Source organism: Lysobacter sp. CA199 (assembly GCF_052078715.1).
GTDB lineage: Bacteria > Pseudomonadota > Gammaproteobacteria > Xanthomonadales > Xanthomonadaceae > Lysobacter.
The window spans coordinates 53681-71983 of record NZ_JBQJIL010000010.1; the positions used below are offsets into that span (position 1 = coordinate 53681).

Annotated in this window: 15 protein-coding genes and 1 pseudogene; 9 read left to right on the forward strand and 7 right to left on the reverse strand. The window is 65.1% G+C overall.

Annotated features, from left to right (window positions below; translation table 11 throughout):
* The first annotated feature begins 256 nt into the window (after positions 1-256).
* The 3 genes from ACTOWJ_RS18800 (at position 257) to ACTOWJ_RS18810 (ending at position 3923) form a co-directional block, all read left to right on the forward strand.
* Positions 257-2740: an acyl-CoA dehydrogenase gene (locus tag ACTOWJ_RS18800; protein ID WP_441336151.1), complete on the forward strand. Its 2484-nt coding sequence runs from the start codon at positions 257-259 to the stop codon at positions 2738-2740.
* A gap of 251 nt (positions 2741-2991) precedes the next feature.
* Complete coding sequence (locus ACTOWJ_RS18805) at positions 2992-3468, forward strand: hotdog fold domain-containing protein (RefSeq protein ID WP_441336152.1); 477 nt, start codon at positions 2992-2994, stop codon at positions 3466-3468.
* A gap of 77 nt (positions 3469-3545) precedes the next feature.
* On the forward strand, positions 3546-3923 hold the full coding sequence (locus ACTOWJ_RS18810) for a hypothetical protein (protein WP_441336153.1): 378 nt from the start codon (positions 3546-3548) through the stop codon (positions 3921-3923).
* Positions 3924-4155: 232 nt separating this feature from the next.
* Here the strand turns inward: ACTOWJ_RS18810 and ACTOWJ_RS18815 are convergent, their stop codons facing one another.
* Positions 4156-5361 carry an MFS transporter gene (locus tag ACTOWJ_RS18815; RefSeq protein WP_441336154.1) on the reverse strand — a complete coding sequence of 402 codons (1206 nt, stop codon included), beginning with the start codon at positions 5359-5361 and terminating at the stop codon, positions 4156-4158.
* Between the two features lie 654 nt (positions 5362-6015).
* On the opposite strand from ACTOWJ_RS18815, the gene ACTOWJ_RS18820 reads away from it, so the two are divergent.
* Both ACTOWJ_RS18820 and wrbA read left to right on the forward strand, forming a co-directional pair.
* Positions 6016-6780 (forward strand): hypothetical protein, encoded by a 765-nt coding sequence (locus tag ACTOWJ_RS18820; protein WP_441336155.1) that lies wholly within the window; start codon positions 6016-6018, stop codon positions 6778-6780.
* Positions 6781-6866: 86 nt separating this feature from the next.
* Positions 6867-7466: an NAD(P)H:quinone oxidoreductase gene (gene wrbA / locus ACTOWJ_RS18825; protein WP_441336156.1), complete on the forward strand. Its 600-nt coding sequence runs from the start codon at positions 6867-6869 to the stop codon at positions 7464-7466.
* A gap of 421 nt (positions 7467-7887) precedes the next feature.
* On the opposite strand, the pseudogene ACTOWJ_RS18830 reads toward wrbA, so the two are convergent.
* Positions 7888-8183, reverse strand: a pseudogene (locus ACTOWJ_RS18830) (DUF1304 domain-containing protein).
* Positions 8184-8197: 14 nt separating this feature from the next.
* On the opposite strand from ACTOWJ_RS18830, the gene ACTOWJ_RS18835 reads away from it, so the two are divergent.
* From ACTOWJ_RS18835 to ACTOWJ_RS18845, 3 genes are all read left to right on the forward strand, one after another.
* The gene (locus ACTOWJ_RS18835) at positions 8198-8761 is read left to right on the forward strand and encodes a DUF4442 domain-containing protein (RefSeq protein WP_441336157.1); all 564 of its coding nucleotides are present in this window, start codon (positions 8198-8200) and stop codon (positions 8759-8761) included.
* A gap of 342 nt (positions 8762-9103) precedes the next feature.
* A complete protein-coding gene (locus ACTOWJ_RS18840) occupies positions 9104-9703 on the forward strand; it encodes a hypothetical protein (RefSeq protein WP_441336158.1) in 600 nt (199 codons plus the stop codon).
* 162 nt (positions 9704-9865) lie between these two features.
* Positions 9866-10654: a hypothetical protein gene (locus ACTOWJ_RS18845; protein WP_441336159.1), complete on the forward strand. Its 789-nt coding sequence runs from the start codon at positions 9866-9868 to the stop codon at positions 10652-10654.
* Here ACTOWJ_RS18845 and ACTOWJ_RS18850 read toward each other — a convergent pair whose 3' ends face one another.
* From ACTOWJ_RS18850 to ACTOWJ_RS18870, 5 genes are all read right to left on the reverse strand, one after another.
* Complete coding sequence (locus tag ACTOWJ_RS18850; protein WP_441336160.1) at positions 10655-11008, reverse strand: DUF1304 domain-containing protein; 354 nt, start codon at positions 11006-11008, stop codon at positions 10655-10657.
* Between the two features lie 139 nt (positions 11009-11147).
* Positions 11148-12278: an SDR family oxidoreductase gene (locus ACTOWJ_RS18855; RefSeq protein ID WP_441336161.1), complete on the reverse strand. Its 1131-nt coding sequence runs from the start codon at positions 12276-12278 to the stop codon at positions 11148-11150.
* Complete coding sequence (locus ACTOWJ_RS18860) at positions 12275-13645, reverse strand: NTP/NDP exchange transporter (RefSeq protein ID WP_441336162.1); 1371 nt, start codon at positions 13643-13645, stop codon at positions 12275-12277. Before ACTOWJ_RS18860 ends, ACTOWJ_RS18855 begins: the two co-directional genes overlap by 4 nt.
* Before the next feature lie 350 nt (positions 13646-13995).
* Entirely contained in the window at positions 13996-14889 is an 894-nt protein-coding gene (locus tag ACTOWJ_RS18865; RefSeq protein WP_441336163.1) for a metallophosphoesterase, read from the reverse strand.
* Positions 14886-16289 carry an NTP/NDP exchange transporter gene (locus ACTOWJ_RS18870; RefSeq protein WP_441336164.1) on the reverse strand — a complete coding sequence of 468 codons (1404 nt, stop codon included), beginning with the start codon at positions 16287-16289 and terminating at the stop codon, positions 14886-14888. The genes ACTOWJ_RS18865 and ACTOWJ_RS18870 overlap by 4 nt, the downstream gene beginning before the upstream one ends.
* A 177-nt stretch (positions 16290-16466) precedes the next feature.
* Between ACTOWJ_RS18870 and ACTOWJ_RS18875 the strand changes: the two genes are divergently transcribed.
* Positions 16467-18167, forward strand: coding sequence for a GMC family oxidoreductase (locus ACTOWJ_RS18875; protein WP_441336165.1), 1701 nt, complete (start codon positions 16467-16469; stop codon positions 18165-18167).
* Positions 18168-18303: the final 136 nt, after the last annotated feature.

Genomic DNA, 18303 nt, shown 5'->3' on the forward strand with positions numbered 1-18303 from the left:
CTGCAACAGAGAAACCGCGGAGAGGCTGGCGAAAACCGCAAGAGCCGCCGTACTGGCGGGACCTGACGGCCGCTGTTCGCCGGCTTGGTTGACAGCACCAGAACGCAATTCCATACTCGGCCGTATGTTACCCGTTTGATGCCAGCGTTTGAATAGCGATCGGACCGGCGGCGCAAGCCCCTTTTCCGCGAATTCGGCGCCGACATCACGCGAGCCCCACTAGCCTGAGTACAGCCGCATCCTCTGGAGCGCCGTCATGAGTATCGCGATCCCCTTCCTTGCTTTTCTCCTCATCGGCGCGGTCGCCGCGTACCACCGCCTGCGTCTGCCGGTCTGGGCCGCGTTGACCGCCACCGCGCTGGTCGCCTGCTGGCTGCTCGGCGCCAATCAGATCGCGACCATCGTCGCCGCGGTGCTGGTGGCGCTGATCGCGATCCCGCTGCTGGTGCCGGCGATCCGCCTGCCGCTGATCACCAAGCCGCTGCTGGGCTTCTATACGAAGATCCTGCCGCCGCTGTCGGAAACCGAACGCACCGCGCTGGAAGCCGGCACGGTCGGTTTCGAAGGCGAGCTGTTCTCGGGCAAGCCCGACTGGCAGCAGTTGTTGTCGCAGCCCAAGCCGGAACTGAGCGCGGAGGAACAAGCCTTCCTCGACGGTCCGACCGAAGAGCTGTGCAAGATGACCAACGATTGGCAGATCACCCACATCGACGCGGATCTGCCGCCGGAGATGTGGGAGTACGTCAAGAAGAACAAATTCTTCGGCCTCAACATTCCGAAGGAGTACGGCGGCCTGGGGTTCTCCGCGCTGGCCAATCACAAGGTCATCCAGAAGCTGGCGTCGGTGTCGAGCGTGGTCAGCTCCACCGTCGGCGTGCCCAACTCGCTGGGCCCGGCCGAACTGCTGATGCATTACGGCACCCAGGAACAGAAAGACCATTACCTGCCGCGCCTGGCCGACGGCCGCGAAGTGCCCTGCTTCGGCCTGACCGGTCCGTGGGCGGGTTCGGACGCGACTTCGATTCCGGACTACGGCATCGTCACCATGGGCGAGTGGAACGGCGCGCGCGTGGTCGGCGTCAAGCTGACCTTCGATAAGCGCTACATCACCCTGGCGCCGGTCGCCACGCTGATCGGCCTGGCCTTCCGCATGTACGACCCGGACGGTCTGGTCGGCGACAAGCGCGACATCGGCATCACCATCGCGCTGCTGCCGCGCGACACCGCCGGCGTCGAAGTCGGCCGCCGCCACTTCCCGCTCAACTGCACCTTCCAGAACGGCCCGATCCACGGCAAGGAAGTGTTCATCCCGCTGAGCCAGTTGATCGGCGGCGAAGCCTACGCCGGCAAGGGCTGGCAGATGCTGGTGGAATGTCTGTCGATCGGCCGCTCGATCACTCTGCCCTCATCGGGCAGCGGCGGCGCCAAGATGGGCGCGATCGTCACCGGCGCGTATGCGCGCATCCGCAAGCAATTCGGCTTGTCGATCGGCCGCTTCGAAGGCGTGGAAGAAGCGCTGGCGCGCATCGCCGGCAACGCCTACGCGATCAGCGCGTTGTCGCAGGCCACCGCTGCGGCCGTGGCGCGCGGCGAAAACCCGGCCGTGCCGTCGACCATCGCCAAGTACCACTGCACCGAGATGGCCCGCGAAGTCGCCAAGGACGTCATGGACATCCACGGCGGCAAGGGCATCATCCTCGGGCCGAAGAACTACGCCGGCCGCAATTGGCAGGCGCTGCCGATCATGATCACGGTGGAAGGCGCGAACATCATGACGCGCTCGCTGATGATCTTCGGCCAGGGCGCGATCCTGTGCCACCCGTGGGTACTCAAGGAAATGAAGGCGGCGATGCTGCCCGACAAGGCCGAAGCGCTGCGCGAGTTCGACAAGAACCTGTTCGGCCACATCGGTTTCGCGATTTCCAACGCGGTGCGCAGTTGGTGGTTCGGCCTGACCGCCGCGCGCGTCGGCGCCGCACCGGGCGATGCTTATACCCGCCGTTACTATCGCAAGCTCAACCGTTATTCGGCGACGCTGGCGGTGATGGCCGACACCTCGATGCTGCTGCTCGGCGGCAAGCTCAAGTTCAAGGAATCGCTCTCGGGCCGTCTGGGCGACGTGCTGAGCCAGCTTTACATCGCCAGCTCGATGCTCAAGCGTTACGAAGACCAGGGCCGTCCGGCCGGCGATCAGCCGCTGCTGGCCTGGGCGTTCCACGACTGCGTGCACAAGATCGAACTCGCGCTGTCGGGCGCGCTGCGCAACTTCCCGATCCGTCCTGTCGGCTGGCTGCTGTGGATGATGATCTTCCCGTGGGGTCGCCGCGCGCAGGCGCCGAGCGATCGTCTGGGCCATCGTGCGGCGTCGTTGCTGATGTCGCCCAACGACGCCCGCGACCGTCTGGCCGAAGGCGTGTTCACCACGCCCTGCGCCAACAACCCGGCCGGCCGCATCAACAGCTATCTGCAGAAGGTGATCCTGGCCGAGCCGGTGGAGCGCAAGTTCCTCAAGGCACTGAAGAACAGCGACATTGAAGCGCTGGACTTCGTCAGCCAGCTCGACGAGGGCGTGCGCGAAGGCTGGATCACCGTCGAGGAGCGCAAGCAGTTGGAAGAGCTGCGCGAGATGACCATCGACGCGATCAGCGTCGACGACTTCGACGCCGCCGAACTGCGCTCGGCCGGCTACAAGCCGCGCCAGGCCGAGTCTGGCCACGGCGATACGCGCGCGGCGGCGTAAACCGGATCCCACGCATGCATCGCGACGTTTGAATCGCAACGGCGGGCCTTCGGGTCCGCCGTTTTGGTTTGGGGCCGACGCGATCACGCACGTACAACACCTCTCTCGCGATTCCTCCTGCCGTCATCCCCGCGAAGGCGGGGATCCAGGGCTGTATCGCGACATGATTCTGAAGTCTCTGGATCCCCGCCTTCGCGGGGATGACGGCGGTGACGCACGCCCCCTCTCATTAACGAACCCAGGCCCCGCCCATGAGCGCCAACGTCCTGTCCCTGTACCGCAAACTCACCCGTTACCCCGCCGGCCATTGGCTGTTCACCCGAGCGGTCTGCTTCAAGGCGCCCTACTTCGCCAGTATCCGCCCGCGCTTCGAATCGCTGGAACCCGGCCGTTGCAGCGCGACCATGCCGCATCGACGCGCCATCACCAACCACCTGGGCACCGTGCACGCCATCGCGATGTGCAACCTGGCCGAACTCACCGGCGGCGTGATGACCGACGCCAGCATTCCCAAGTCGATGCGCTGGATCCCGGTCGGCATGAGCGTGGAGTACCTGAAGAAAGCCGTCGGCACCCTGCGCGCGGTGGCCACGCCGGCCGCGCCGATCATGGAATCCGACAGCGGCTACGATCTGCCGGTGATCGTGGAAGTCACCGACCCCGCCGGCGAACCCGTGTTCCGCGCAAAAATCGCAATGCGCGTCTCGCCCAAACCCAAGCGCGATTAACCCAAGCCCCTGTAGGAGCGGCGCAAGCCGCGACCGCGCCAACCCAATAACGCCGCCACTCCACCCGAGCCGCGCCCATGACCGCCACCGCTTGGATTTACCTGGCCGGCCTGCACAGCCTCGCCTTCGCCTTCTTCCACATGGCGTTCTGGAAGCTGTTCGGCTGGGGACGCACGCTGCAGAATGCGACCGTGGCCGATCGCGCGATCGTGCAGATTCTCAATCTGCGGTTGATCTATGTGTTTCTCGGCATCGGGGCCTTGTGCTTCGCCTTCACCGAAGAGTTGCACGGCACCGCGCTGGGGCGCACGGTGCTTGCCGGCATGTCCTTGTTCTGGGTCGGCCGTACGATCGAACAGTTCGTGTTCCTGCGGATCAATCGGCCGATGGTGCACGTGTTGACCGCGCTGTTCGTGCTGGGCGCCGTGATCTTCGCGGTCCCGCTGTTCCTCTAAACCAGCCAGAAAGCCGCAAACCCGACCCGCCTGTTTCCCTCTTTGGAAATAAAAGGGCCAGGGGGAATTTGCTTTTGCTCTGCAACGCGAACGGCCGAAGTAAATCCCCCGCGCTACGGTTGATCATCTGAAACGCAACTTTCGCCGGGCGCTTGCCTCCTTTTCCATAGGGGTCAACGGACCGTCGCCGACCTGTGTATGGCAGATTCGCGTTGCACGTAACTTCGGTGGACTACGAAACGCAGTCCACCGTCTGCTCCGGTTCCGCCGCGACGGCAGCCTGCGCTTCAGGCTCGATCCGCGTCCCCACCGACATCAGCACGAAGCCCAGCAGCACCGACACCGCGACGATGCCGGCGGCCGCATAACCCAAGCCGCTCACGCCGACCGCGTCGATCACCCGACCGCCGACGATCGCGCCGACACCGATGCCCAGGTTGGCGCCGGAGATGTTCAGCGAGGCGGCGAACGCCGGCGCTTGCGGCGCCGATTTCATCACCCGCACATGGCTGACCGGGAACAACGCGGCCTGGGTGATGCCCCACAACGCCAGCGTCACCGCGAACAGGGGCAAGGACGACACCGCCGGCACCACCAGCACCAGACCCAGCGCCATCGGCACGCTGAAGATCAGCGACGCCGCGAGCGGGTTGCGGTCGACGATGCGGCCGCCGAGCGTATTGCCGACCAGGCCCACCGCGCCGAAGGCCATCAACGCCCAACCGACCAGCGAACCCTTGAAGCCGGCCAAACGCTCGAACATGTCGGCCAGATAGGTGTAGGCGGTGAACATGCCGGTGAACAGAATCACCGACAGCAGCACGTGTCCGCCGACGCGCGGATCGCGCAGCACGCGGAACTGTTCGCTGAGCTTGCTCTGCGGCTGCGCGGTGCGGCTGTCGGGCAGGAACACGAACAGCAAGGTCGCCTTGAGCACCGAAGCGATCGCCAGCGCCACGAACGCCGCGCGCCAACCGAAGGCATCGGCGATCAGAGTGCCGGTGGGAACGCCGATCACCGTGGCGCAGATCACGCCGAAGGAAATCACCGAGATCGCGCGGCCTGCGCGCTCCTGCCCGGCCAAGTCGACCGCGGTCTCGCTGGCCAACGCCCAGAACACCGGCACGCCCAGCGCCGGAATCAACCGCGCCAGCGCCATCACACCCAGGTTCGGCGCCATCGCCGCGAGCAGGTTGGACGCGGCGAACAGCAGCAAGACGATGATGAACAGACGTTTGCGTTCGAAGCGCGAAAAGTACGCGGTCAAGAACGGGCCGCTGGCGGCGACCGCGAACGCGAACAGGGTCACCAGCAAACCGGCCTGCGACACGCTCACGTTCAAATCGCGTGCGAGCGAGGGCAGCAGGCCGACCAGGATGAATTCGGTCGTCAGCACGGTGAAACCGGCCGCCGACAACAACATGAGAGGCAATAGCACGGCGAACTCCATGGGCGGCATGCCGGCGCAGCGCGAGCAGCAGCGCACCGGCACGGCGGAAATAAGGAAAGGTGGGCCTGGCTGGATCGGGCAGAGTGCCGGGCCGGCGCCACGGCGGCGCGTGGCATGACTGTAGGCAACCATGCGTCATGGATAAACCGCATCGCCACGGCCACATCGTTCCGAACCGGGGACAATGCCTGCGCGCCTTGTGGTTGCGGGCTTTGGCGAGTTTGATGCGGATCGGGACTATAAATCCCGTATCCGGGGCTAGTCGCGCGCGAAGGCTCGAGGCACGCTTGACAAGCGCACGTGTGATCCGCGCGAAACGAAGCTCTTGCAATGAACCCTTCGGGGCCAGTGCCTTTCGATCAGCCGCGGTGATGTAAGGCAAGAGCGTCGGGGCCGAAGCCCCTCCAACGAGAGCAGCGTAGCGGCGATGCACCGGTGATTGCGTTTTCTCATCAAACACCGCCGGCGGCGATTGCCGTCACCCATCGCTTCATCTGAAGCAGGACAGGCCAAGTTCCAAACGCCGCCACATTGTTTGCATGACGTTCGAAAACGTGCGAATCATGGCCGCGCCGCGATCGGGCTTGTACTCGCCGTTGGCGCAGAACCACTGGCATGAATCATTCTTCAAGGATCCAGGATATGCGAAAGATCCTGTTTGCCATGCTGCTGTGTCTGGCGGCGCTGCCGACTCATGCAACGGTAATACTCGCCACGTTTTCCGGCGGTGGCTATGACATCACCATTTGGGGACACTCCAGCGTTCAGGAGGTAGAGATGGACGGGCCAGGCCCTCGCCGATTCAAAATACCCGCTCCTCCTCAGCTGACGGTGTCAGGCAGCTCGTTGAAGCGCGAAATACTCATCAAGGTGGCGAATCCTGGCGACCCCGCCTACGCGCCAAGCTTTGTCTTCAAAGGCTACGGCACCCGGGGAACGCTGACCATCGGCGGCAAGACCTTCACCGGTCCACTGCATTGGGATTCGGGTGGGATCGGTGACAACGAAGACTTGCTTCGCTTCAACCGGTTTTATTTCGAATCGCCCGGGCATCCGCACGGTGACATGGTCATAGCGCTGCAAGGCTATGAGGACCCTGGCGAACCGGTGATGGTCTACAACGACTACGGACCTCTGCCACTGCCCGAAGGCAGTTACAAGATCCAAATGAACAGAAAAACCAAGCGACTGACCATGCGCTTCATCAACCCCAGCGTCCCTGCCATCCATGAACTGGAACGCCTTCCGTCCTCTTTCGTGCTTACCGTCGACGGCCAGGCGGGCACCGTGAAGCATGACGGCAAGACCTATGCCGGAACCGCCAAATGGGATTTCCTATCGCCCCAAAGGGCGAATTCCGGCCGGCAAAAGCCCGTCTCCCGACAAGACCATTCCGCCCGTCCTTGATCCCAGCAAGGATCGACCGCCATCACATCGCGTGAAACATCGCTGTCCTAGGCTCGATGCCCTGTCAACAGCGCGAGGCGAGAGTCATGGCGAAGGTACTGGTGCTTTACTACTCGGCCTACGGCCACTGCGAAAAAATGGCCGCAGCCGTGGCCGAAGGCGCGCGCGAGGCCGGCGCCCAGGTCGACATCAAGCGCGTTCCGGAACTGGTGCCCGACGAAGTCGCGCGCAAGTCGCACTACAAACTCGATCAGGCCGCCCCGATCGCTCAGATCGCCGATCTGGAGCATTACGACGCCATCGTGGTCGGCACCGGCACCCGCTTCGGCCGGATGTCCTCGCAGATGGCCAACTTCCTCGATCAGGCCGGCGGGCTGTGGGCCAAGGGCGCGCTGCACGGCAAGGTCGGCGCGGCGTTCACCTCGACCGCGACCCAGCACGGCGGCCAGGAAACCACGCTGTTCTCGATCATCACCAACCTGCTGCACTTCGGCATGGTGATCGTCGGGCTCAACTACGGTTACGCCGGTCAGATGCGTCTGGACGAAGTCACCGGCGGCTCGCCTTACGGCACCACGACGATCACCGGCGGCGATGGTTCGCGGCAGCCGACGCAGAACGAACTGGACGCGGCGCGGTATCAGGGGCGCGAGGTGGCGCAGACCGCGATCAAGTTGCACGGGTGAGTTGGGGTGGTAGTGCGAAGAGCAGAAGCAAAAGCAAATCCCTCCTAGCCCTCCGGCCCGCAGGCATAGCCTGCGGTCGTTCAGTGCCGCGCGAACCTGCGGTTCGCAAGCGCGGCCCTTCACCCTTTTTCAAAGGGGGAACAGCATGGGCGGTGGCGGATTGGAAGTTGGAGGACGGCCGTGTCCGATCAGGAAAGTGGGATCCACAACAACTCCAGCGGTGCCGCGTCAATTCGCCCCCTTTGAAAAAGGGGTCTGGCGCCCTGTGGCGCACGAAGTCCGAAAGATCCGCAGGCGCCGGGGGATGTGCTCTTTGCTGCAGACGCGGCGATCGATCAGTAAAAGCAAATCTCAGCCGCCATTTTTCAACAATGGCGACGCAAATTCCCGCCGCTCTCCTCAACGCGACTTCAATCGCAAGTCACAACAACCAAAGCGCCGCCAACGCGGCAAACGCCGGAACCTGATGGACATAGGAAGATCCGACGGCTGACCCGTGGTCGCGGCGCACGAGCTCGCGACCACCACGCAGACCAGGAAGAACGTCGCCACGTCGACTCGTGCGCAGATCAGTCCCCACACCGGGCCGGCCACGAGGAAGCCGTTATACAGGCCCTGGTTCGCCGCCAGCCCTCGGGTGATCTCGGCTTTTTCCGGGGTGTTGCGGAACACCTTCATGCTCAGCGGCTTGGTCCATAGGAACATTTCCAGGACCAGGGCTCACCGCGGGTGTGATGACCGACGCGACGATTCCCAAGTCGATGCGCTGGATTCCCAAAGGCATGAGCGTGGACTACCTCAAGAAGGCGGTCGGCACGATGCGCGCGGTGGCGACGCCGGCGATTCCCGTCGTCGGATCGGCCAACGGTTACGAACTGCCCGTCAAGGCCGCCATCACCGATCCGTCCGGCGACACCGTGTTCCGCGCACGCATCGGCATGTGGGTCGCGCCGTGCAAGCAGCCAGATGACTTCCGGGAAAGCTTCGATAGGCGCTGGCGAATCCGTTGCAACCAGGGCATGTGCGCAGACGATCGCTCGAAGCGGGTTTTCTCGAAGCTGGCCCTATCGAGACAAGCGTTCTCAAAAAAAAAACCTCGCAGACAGGCCCGAGAACCGTCTCACAACAGACCTCAAAAACGGTCAGTTGGAAACACTCAGCAGCCTTTTCATTTGAAGCAGGTGCCGGGGAAACATGCGGCACCGCGGAAGATTCGCATCGCGCTGGCCGGGAACCAGCCTCTACGACCCACCTTGTCCACCGGGGTCATTTTTTGGCCACGCTTTTTGAGATAAACATCACTTTAAAAATGAGAGTGGAAGCCGGAAAAACGATCAGTTGGAAACACTCAGCAGCCTTTTCATTTGAGGCAGTTGCCGGGGAAACATGCTGCATCGCGGAAGATTCGCATCACGCTGGCCGGGAACCGCCCTTTTTCGACCCGCATTGTCCACCGGGGTCATTTTTCGGCCGCGCCTATTGAGATAGCCATCACTTTGAAAATGCGGTTGAAATCCGGTTCTGTGGCAGGCCTCTGCGCGTGAGCGATTTTGCAACATGCCATCACGGTTACGGCCCGGGTGCTTAGCAAGCCTAATGTTGTCACACGTCGTACAACCAAACCTAAGGAGAACACCATGTCGAAAGCGTATCGCACGGCCGCGGGACTCTTGGCGGCTTGCGGATTGTCATTGCTGGCTCCCAGCGCGTTCGCGCAGGTCGGGGGCGGCAGCTGGACCTCGTACTCGCCCTCCTTCAACGTGCAGGAGCGCGGTTGCGGCCAGGTCAACAACCTGACCTTCACCCTCACCTGCTCCACCGCAAGCGGTGACCAGCGCGCCGAGCGGCGCTACGTCACCTACACCGGCGGCACGCACCAGTTCGAAGGTAGCTTCCGCATCGTCAGCCTGGGCGGCACCCGCATCAGCCTGAAGCAGACGTTCAACGATTCCGCGCCCGGCCCCTTCTTCATGCTGGCGGCCGAAAACGGCGGCCGGCTCTACGCCGTGCACGGCGGCGCCACCATCGGCTCGGAAGCGACCGTCGGCAACTGGGTGCGCGTCAATACGATCCACGAGATCGGCAACAGCCACCGCACCTACATCAACGGGCAGCTGCGCCACACCTACGGCAGCTCGAACGCCAGCTACTACGACAAGTTCGGTGCCTACCGCACCAGCAGCGGCCAGGGCCCCGCGACGGTGGAATGGCGCGGCATCCGCTTCTGGCGTCGTTGACGCTTCCCGCGCCGCCGCAAGCATGCGGCGGCGCTTCTATCGGTGGAGAACACACTCTTGCAGAACGTGCCTCGGCAGAACCGGGTCTTGGAGACTGCTTGTTTGGAGCGTGCTTGTTTGAAGCGTGCTCGTTTGGAGAGTGCTCGTTTGAAGAATGCTTGTTTGATCAGGCTTTCGTTTCCGCGCTGGTTGAGCCTGCCCGTCGCCGCGCTGCTCGCGGCCTGTTCCTCCTCGGCAACTTCGCCTGCCGCCACTGCGACACCGCAAGCCCTTCCCGACACGCTGAGTGCGACCCTGACCGCGCCGACGGACATCGTCGTCGCCTGGACGCGCAAGGACACCGGCGCCGCCGGACGCGTCATCGAATTCGCCACCGAACCGCAAGGCCACTTCACCATACTGAAGTTCATGCCGCTGCATGAGGCGCGTTTCGATCACAACGAACTCATTCCCCACACCACGTTCTACTACCGCCTGCGTCCGTACTACGGGCCGGCTTCCAACGAAATCACTTTGACGCTGCCGCCGGGCGACTTCAACGAGAAGGACCAGAGCCGTGACCACCAATGGGCGCCGCCGCGCCATGCGCCGCAGGCGCCGACCACGCAGTTCTCCGTGCGCGGCACCGCGCCGGCCGGTCCGCACGATCTGAAAGCCACCGTCATGCACGCCAACGGCATCCATTTCACCTGGACCGACCGCGCCAACGACGAAGACGCCAATCTGCTCGAAGTACGGCCGCAGAACAGCGCAGACTTCCACACCGCGGCGTTGCTCGATCCGGACACCAATTCGTTCGGCCTGATCACGATGCCGGACGAGAAGACCGCGACCTACCGTGTGCGCCCGATCTACTACACCGCCGCATCGGACGTCGTCCACCAGACCACGGGCGCCGCACCGTGGGAACGCGCTGAAACGCCAACGCGGGCCGAAACCCCTCGGCCGTAATCAGCCCAGCAGTACGAGCGCAGCGATCGCCGCCAGCGCCGGAACCGCCTGCACGTAGAAGATGCGGCGGCTGACCGTGGCCGCACCGTACGCGCCGGCGACCACCACGCAGACCAGGAAGAACATCGTCACGTCGACGCGCGCGCAGACCAGCCCCCACACCAGGCCGGCAACCAGAAAACCGTTGTACAGCCCCTGGTTCGCCGCCAGCACACGGGTGATCTCGGCTTTCTCCGGCGTGTTGCGGAACACCTTCATGCCCAGCGGTTTGGTCCACAGGAACATTTCCAGGACCAAGAAGTACAGGTGCAGCAAGGCGACCACGGCGATCAGGACGATGGCGAGCCAATGCATCGGTCGGAGCTCCTTGCGATAAGAACGAAGCCGCCAGCATACGGCTTTGGCTCAAACGCGCCGAGATCGGCGGCACGGCTTGCGCCTTGCCGCGATCCCATCGTTCCACGCGCCCGCTCCGGCTTCGTTCGGCGCGTGCTCAGCCGGTCTTGGCGTCCGCCTTCGCATGCCAGGCCTTGAGCACTTCGGCCTCGCGCTCGGCCGCTAATCCCGCCTTGAGTTTGGCGCGGCGTTCGGCCGGCAGCGCGCGCCACCAGGTCAGGGTATCGCGCACCGTCTCGCGCAAGGGGCGGTAGCTCAGGCCGGCGGCGCGCGCCTTGGCCACCGAGGTGCGGCCGAACCCGGCGTACTCGCCGCGCGCGGCAATCCACGCCGGCATGTCGGACCAGGCCTGCACCTTGTGTTCTTCGAGGAAATCGGCCGGCACCCAGGTCACGCTGGATTTCTTGCCCGCTGCGGCTTGCGATTCGCGCAGCATCGCGCCCATGGTCAACGTGCCCGGCGCGGCATCGGCGTTGTAGATACCGAAATGGCCGCGTTCGATCGTGGCCAACAAGAACGCGGCCAAGTCGCGCACGTCGATGAACTGGGTCGGGTCCTGCGCGCTGCCGGGCGCGAGAATCTCGCCGCCGCGATCGGCGCGCGCCGGCCAATAGGTGAAGCGGTCGCTGTTGTCGCCCGGCCCGACGATCAGGCCGGGACGGACCACGGTGGTGCGGCCGGGCAGCTCCTGTTCGGCGGCTTTCTCGCACAGCGCTTTCAACCCGCCGTAGGTTTCGCCGGTGACCTCGGTGACGTTGGGATCGGCCAGCGTCGCCAACGGCGAGGTCTCGTCGGCCGGCACATCGTTCTTGGCGTAGACCGAAATCGTGGAGACCAGCAGATACTGCTTTACCCGCGAGGCCAGCAGCTTGCCCGAACGGGTCACATCGGCCGGAATGTAAGCGGAGGTATCGAGCACCGCATCCCACTGCCGGTCGCCTTCCAGCGCTTTCATATCGGTCTTGCGGTCGCCGTGCAGTTGCTCGATGTCGTGGTATTGCTCGCCGGAGAATTTGTCCGGATTGGTCTTACCGCGGTTGAACAAGGTCAGCGTGTGGCCATGCTTGCGCGCGATCTCGACGAAATGCGGACCGAGAAAACCAGTACCGCCCAGCACCAACAGCTTGCGCGGCTTGGGCCTGAGAATCGTGCGGGCGAACGAAGGCAGCGCAAGCAGGCCGGTGCCGGCGGCGCCGGCGGCGAGAAAGTCGCGGCGGCTGGTGGTCATGATTCACCTCGTGCGGGTTGGCGGTCGGAAATGGTGTCGGAAGAGGAATGAGCGCCCGGCAAGCCGCGCTGCGCGCGCACGATGCTCCAGGCGCCCGCCGTCATGCCCGCGGCGGTGAGCACGCCGGCCGCGAACACCGCCTGGGTGCCGAACAAGGCGACGCCTTTGTGGATCCAGACGAACGCCAGATCGGTGCCGCGGAAGATGGCCGTATCGATCACCGCCTTGCCCTTGTAGCGCGACGGCCGATCCATCCGCGTGTACAGCGTCTCGCGCGCAGGCTTGGCCAAGGCGAACTCGCTGGAACGCTGCAGCACCTGCACGATCGCCACCATCACCGGCACCGGCGAGGCCATCAACAACCCGAAGCCGAGCAGCAAAGTCAGCCCCGGCATCAGCAGCGCGGGCGCGACGCCGTGACGGTTGAGCAACCAACGGGTGAGCAGCAGTTGGGTGAGGATCGCCAGCAGGTTCACCGCGCTGTCGATCCGCGCGAAGTAACGCGTCGCCGCTTCGGCGGTCGGATAAAACTCGCGCGCGATCGCCGCCTGCTGGTTATACAACAGCGTCGCCGCGCCGACGCTGAAGAACAAGGTCACCGCCATCGCCCGCAGCACCGGCTTTTCCCAGACCAGTTTCAAACCGGCCCACACCGAACCGCCCATGGCCGCCTCGCCGCTGTCCAGGCCCTGCGCCTGCGCTCGCGCGATCGCATACGGCCGCAGCCGCACGATGCACAGCACGCACACCGACAACAGCGCGGCCGACACCAGCAACAGATTGGCCACACCCAAAGGCTGCACTAACCACTGCGTCAGCGCCGGCCCGATCACCGCGCCGGCGGTGCCGCCCGCGCCGATGTAGCCGTACAAGCGCCGCGCCTGCCGATCGTCGAAAACGTCGGCCATGTAGCTCCAGAACACGGTCACCGCGAACAGGTTGAACACCGCGGTCCAGACGAAGAACACCATGCCGCGGCCGGGAACGCCGGCATGGAATGCCCAATGAAATCCGAGCAAGCAGACGATGAACAAGGCATACACCACCGGCAGGAACACCCGTCGCGGAAATCGCGCGACCAGGGCGCCGTACAACGGTTGCAAGGCGATCATGGCCACGAAGGTGCAAGTGAATAGCGCTTGCAGCACGAAGTCCTTGAGCTGCCATCCGTGCGACTGCGCCCATTGGATCAAGGCATGCGGAAACACCGTGGCCGCATCGTTGGAGGCGCCCATCGCATCGCGCACCGGGCGCAGCACGTAGTAGCCGCACAGCAGGCAGAAGAAATAAAGCAATGCCCACCACAGCGGTGGCGTGCTCGCCAGGGCGCCGCGCAGGCGGTCCAGGCCGGGTTGGGCGGCGCTCACGACCGCGCGTCCCGCACGGCCGCCTGCATCCGGCACGACGCGGTACCGACGCAGGCGCGCCCGTCTCCGCTCAGCCCAAATGGCGTGCGCATGATCGCCGCTCCCTATTCCCTCGCCTACGTTAACCGCGCCCACCTCGGGCGGCCTCTGCGGATGGTCATACCAACCTTCGGCACAGGTTGTTGGCGAGTGTGGCGCAGGTCTGTCGCCTGGGTATCGAGATCGGCGCGGGTGTGCGGGGTTCGCGGTCGCGGCTTGCGCCGCTCCTACAGACGGACTACAAAGCTGCGATCACCCCCCTGTAGGAGCGGCGCAAGCCGCGACCGCGCGCCCCGCACACCGGCGCAACCCTACCGTGCGACAGAACCACCCGACGCCGGCCGATTCGCTGCGCGCAACGTCAACCGCGAAATCTCCGGCGGCACCCCGAACCGCACCGGCAAGATGCTGGTGCCGATGCCGGTGGTGACGAACAGCGACTTGCCGTCCTCGATCAGATAACCGCCGGCGTAGCGCTGCTGCGCCGGCAGTACCGGGGTGCCGATCAGCGGCAGTTTCACCTGGCCGCCGTGGGTGTGGCCGGCGATGGTCAACGAAGCGCGCGGCGGAATGTCGGGGAACAGATCCGGGTTGTGGGTCAGCGCGATCGCCGGCGCGTCGTCGGCGACGCCGGAGAATGCCCGCGGGATATCGTGACGGGTTTCCCATTTGTCGCCGATGCCCACGATCCACACCTTGCACGCGCCGAACTGCGCGGCCTGGGCCTGGTCTTCGAGCACGATCACCCCGGCCGACTCCAACGCCGCGCGCACCTTGTGTCCGTCCTTCCACCAGTCGTGGTTGCCGAGCACGGCATAGACCGGTTTGCGCGCGGTCAAAGGCTTGAGATGCGGCGCCATCTGTTCGGCGGACACGTAGGTGCCGCCGAGCACGCTGAGGATCACGTAGTCGCCGGCCATCAACACCGCGCTGGCATCGCTGGCCGACAAGCGTTCGACGATTTCGTCGAGCTTGTCCAGGCCGTTGTGCGGCGAACCGGTATGGATGTCGGAGACCACGTCCAGGCGCAGCCCGTCGCATGCGCGCGACCAATGCGGCAGGGCGAATTCGTAATCGCGCTCGATCAGCCGGCGCGGTTCCCAGAAGAAACCCCAGGCCAGGCAAGCCGACGCGCACAGCGTCAGCGTCACGAACAGGCGCTGCAACCACGGCTGGCGCGGCCACGGCCGCCAACCGCGCCTCATGCGCGAGCGCTCTCGCCGGCAACGCCACGCTCGGCGATGTCCGCGCCGCCGCGCTGCACCCAACGCGCGATGTTCCAGCCGACCACGCCCGCGCCGGCGGCGACCACGGCGCTGATCCCGGCCATGCCGGCGACACCGACGCCAAGGCTGCGCAGGCTCACCATCGCGGTGGCCACCATCACATCGCCGAACCGCCAGGCGGCGGTATCGACTGCGTTCTTGCCCTTGTAACGCAAGGTGCGCGCGGCGCTGGCGAACAGGCTCTCGCGCGCCGGGCCGACCATGCCGTAGGCCAGCCCGCGGCTGACCACCAGCGCCACCGCCACCGCCGGCAGCGGCGCGATCGTCGCCGCCATGCCTTGCGGCAACGAAGCCACCAGCGCGCCATAGGCCGGGAACAGTTCGGTCAGCGGCGCATGCGCGTCGGCGACCACCGCGGCCAGGGTCAGGAAGCACACCGTCACCACCGACCACACGCCGATCACCGCCGCCGCGCCGCGCCGCGACAACAGCCACGGCGTCAGCAACACCTGCATGCTCAGCGCCAGGATATTGGTCAGCAGGTCCAGGTCGGCGGCGAAGCGCGTGCGCGCCACCGCGTCGGTGAATGTGGCCTTGGAGTAGTCCACCACTAGACCGTAGTTGACCGTACCGATCCAGTCGCCCAACAGCAGCAGAATCGCCATCGAGCGCATGAAGGGATTGGCGAAGATCTGCTTGATTCCATCCAGCATGCCGCCGCCGAGCGCATCCTCGTGCGCGGTCTCGAACCGGCGCGAGCCGTGCACCCGCGACCAGCGCCCGAGCAGCACCACGAACACCAGCGCCACGCTGAGCAAGCTCGCCGACACCACCAGCAACGGCGCCACGCCGATCACTCCGACCAAGGCGCGGGTCAGCGCCGGCCCGACCAGCGAACCGACCGTGCCGCCGACGGCGATGATCGGAAACAACCGGCGCGCCTGCCCCTCGCTCCAGATATCGGTCATGAAGCTCCAGAACACCGACACCACGAACAGATTGAAGATGCTGATCCATAGAAAGAACAGCGTGCCCAGCACGCGCGGGCTCAGCGGTCCGTTTTCGGCGAACAGGGGCGCGAAGCCGATCAGGCAGGCGATGAAGAAGCCGTATACCAGCGGCACCACCACCCGGCGCGGGTAGCGCGAGACCAATCCGGAGAACAACGGCGTCAACGCCAGCGTCGCCACGAACGTGGCGGCGTAGAACCACGGCAACTGCGTGGACCCCACCACCGCGCTGAGCTGATCGCGCACCGGCCGGATCACGTAATAAGCGGTGAGCACGCAGAAGAAATAACCCACCGACAAAGCCACCGCGCGCCATTCACCGGTATATACCCGTCCGGTGGACAGGCTGGCGCCTTGAACTGCCGACATCGCGTCGCTCCGTGAGGGAACCGCCGCACTGCGGCCGGTTCTGCAGATCGTGGATTGCGGATCAGCGGCGCGGGGTGGCGTGACGCGCTCCCGTCGTCGCCTGCGCGGTCGCCACTGCCGGCCGCCCAGGTTTGCCGGCACGGTAGCCCAAGGCGTCGGCGGCCGCCACCACAGCGTATGGCGAAACCGCGGACGCCGGCCGTTGGGAGCATTTGCTCTAGTTTTGCCGCTTACGGTCGGCCGATCCGCGCGGCGAGCGACGCTGCGCCCCTGCCGGAAGCGCCAGTGCCCACCGAGTTCGACTACATCATCATCGGCGCCGGTTCGGCCGGCTGCGTGCTCGCCAACCGTCTCAGCGAAGATCCCGACACCCGGGTGTTGCTGATCGAAGCCGGCCCGCGCGACGTGCATCCGTTCATCCACATGCCCGCCGGCGTGGCCAAGCTGGTCAATAAGAAGGGCGTGAACTGGAACTACGACACCGCGCCCGAGCCGCAACTGGACAACCGGGTGCTGTGGTGGCCGCGCGGCAAGGTCCTGGGCGGTTCGAGTTCGATCAACGCCATGTGCTACATCCGCGGCGTTCCCCGCGATTACGACGATTGGTCCGCCGCCGGCGCCAGCGGCTGGGATTGGAACTCGGTGCTGCCCTATTTCAAGCGCAGCGAACGCAACAGCCGCGGCGACGATGCTCTGCACGGCAGCATGGGTCCGCTGTACGTGTCCGATCTGCGCTACACCAATCCGCTGTCGGCCGCTTTCATTCAAGCCGGGCAGCAGGCCGGCTTCGCGCTCAACTCCGATTTCAACGGGCCGCAGCAACAAGGCGTGGGCTATTACCAGGTGACCCAGAAAAACGGCGCGCGCTGCTCCACCGCGGTCGCTTACTTGGACCCGGCGCGCGAACGCCGCAACTTGCACGTCGTCACCGGTGCGCTGGTCAGCCGCATCACCCTGGAAAACGGCCGCGCGACCGGCGTGGTCTACAGCAGCGGCGGCCGCGCGTATCACCAGCACGCGCAGCGCGAAGTGCTGCTCAGCGGCGGCGCGATCAATTCGCCGCAGTTGCTGATGCTCTCGGGCATCGGCCCGGCCGAACAACTGCGTCGTCACGGCATCGAAGTCGCCGTCGACGCAGCGCAGGTCGGCCAGAACCTGCAGGATCATCTGGACGTCTGCACGCTGCAGCATTCCACCCGGCGCATCACCTACGACCGGCTCAGCGACGTGGTCGTCGCGTTCAACTACTACCTGCGCGGCCACAGCGGTCCGGGCAGCAGCAATCTCGCCGAGGCCGGAGGCTTCGTGCGGTCGAACCTGGCGCCGGACGACCGCGCCGACGTGCAGTTCCACTTCGTGCCGGCGATGCTCGACGATCATGGACGCCATCGTCTGGCCGGCGACGGTTACACCGTGCACGCCTGCTTCCTGCGTCCGCGCAGCCGCGGCCATATCGAACTGGCCAGCGGCAGCGCCGGCGACAAGGCGCGGATCCGCGCCAACTACCTCAGCGATCCGGAAGGTTTCGATCTGAAGATGATGGTCGAGTGCGCCAAGCTCGGCCGCACCTTGCTCAAGCAGAAAGCGTTCGACGCCTACCGCGGCACGCCGATCTTTCCTGCCCGCGACGACCTCAGCGATGCCGAACTGGTCGAGTTCGTGCGCGCCAAGGCCGAGTCGGTCTATCACCCGATCGGCACCTGCCGAATGGGCGACGACGCGGCGTCGGTGGTGGACTCGCAGTTGCGCGTGCGCGGCGTCGAAGGCCTGCGCGTGGTCGACGCCTCGGTGATGCCGACCCTGATCGGCGGCAACACCAATGCCCCGACGATCATGATCGCCGAGCGCGCTTCGGATCTGATTCGCGGACGGGTTTGATTCGGGATTCGGGATTCGGGATTCGGGATTCGGGATTCGGGATTCGGAAATCGGAAATCGGAAATCGGAACTAGGCCCTCACCGCGCCCCTTCCAGATCGATTCCCCCCATTGAAAAAGGGGGCCAGGGGGGATTT

Coding starts and splice junctions, on each gene's coding strand:
- ACTOWJ_RS18820 (WP_441336155.1), top strand. CDS start 6,016: ATGCGAAAGATCCTGTTTGCCATGCTGCTGTGTCTGGCGGCGCTGCCG.
- ACTOWJ_RS18865 (WP_441336163.1), bottom strand. CDS start 14,889: ATGAGGCGCGGTTGGCGGCCGTGGCCGCGCCAGCCGTGGTTGCAGCGC.
- ACTOWJ_RS18870 (WP_441336164.1), bottom strand. CDS start 16,289: ATGTCGGCAGTTCAAGGCGCCAGCCTGTCCACCGGACGGGTATATACC.
- wrbA (WP_441336156.1), top strand. CDS start 6,867: ATGGCGAAGGTACTGGTGCTTTACTACTCGGCCTACGGCCACTGCGAA.
- ACTOWJ_RS18850 (WP_441336160.1), bottom strand. CDS start 11,008: ATGCATTGGCTCGCCATCGTCCTGATCGCCGTGGTCGCCTTGCTGCAC.
- ACTOWJ_RS18805 (WP_441336152.1), top strand. CDS start 2,992: ATGAGCGCCAACGTCCTGTCCCTGTACCGCAAACTCACCCGTTACCCC.
- ACTOWJ_RS18810 (WP_441336153.1), top strand. CDS start 3,546: ATGACCGCCACCGCTTGGATTTACCTGGCCGGCCTGCACAGCCTCGCC.
- ACTOWJ_RS18840 (WP_441336158.1), top strand. CDS start 9,104: ATGTCGAAAGCGTATCGCACGGCCGCGGGACTCTTGGCGGCTTGCGGA.
- ACTOWJ_RS18855 (WP_441336161.1), bottom strand. CDS start 12,278: ATGACCACCAGCCGCCGCGACTTTCTCGCCGCCGGCGCCGCCGGCACC.
- ACTOWJ_RS18800 (WP_441336151.1), top strand. CDS start 257: ATGAGTATCGCGATCCCCTTCCTTGCTTTTCTCCTCATCGGCGCGGTC.
- ACTOWJ_RS18875 (WP_441336165.1), top strand. CDS start 16,467: ATGGCGAAACCGCGGACGCCGGCCGTTGGGAGCATTTGCTCTAGTTTT.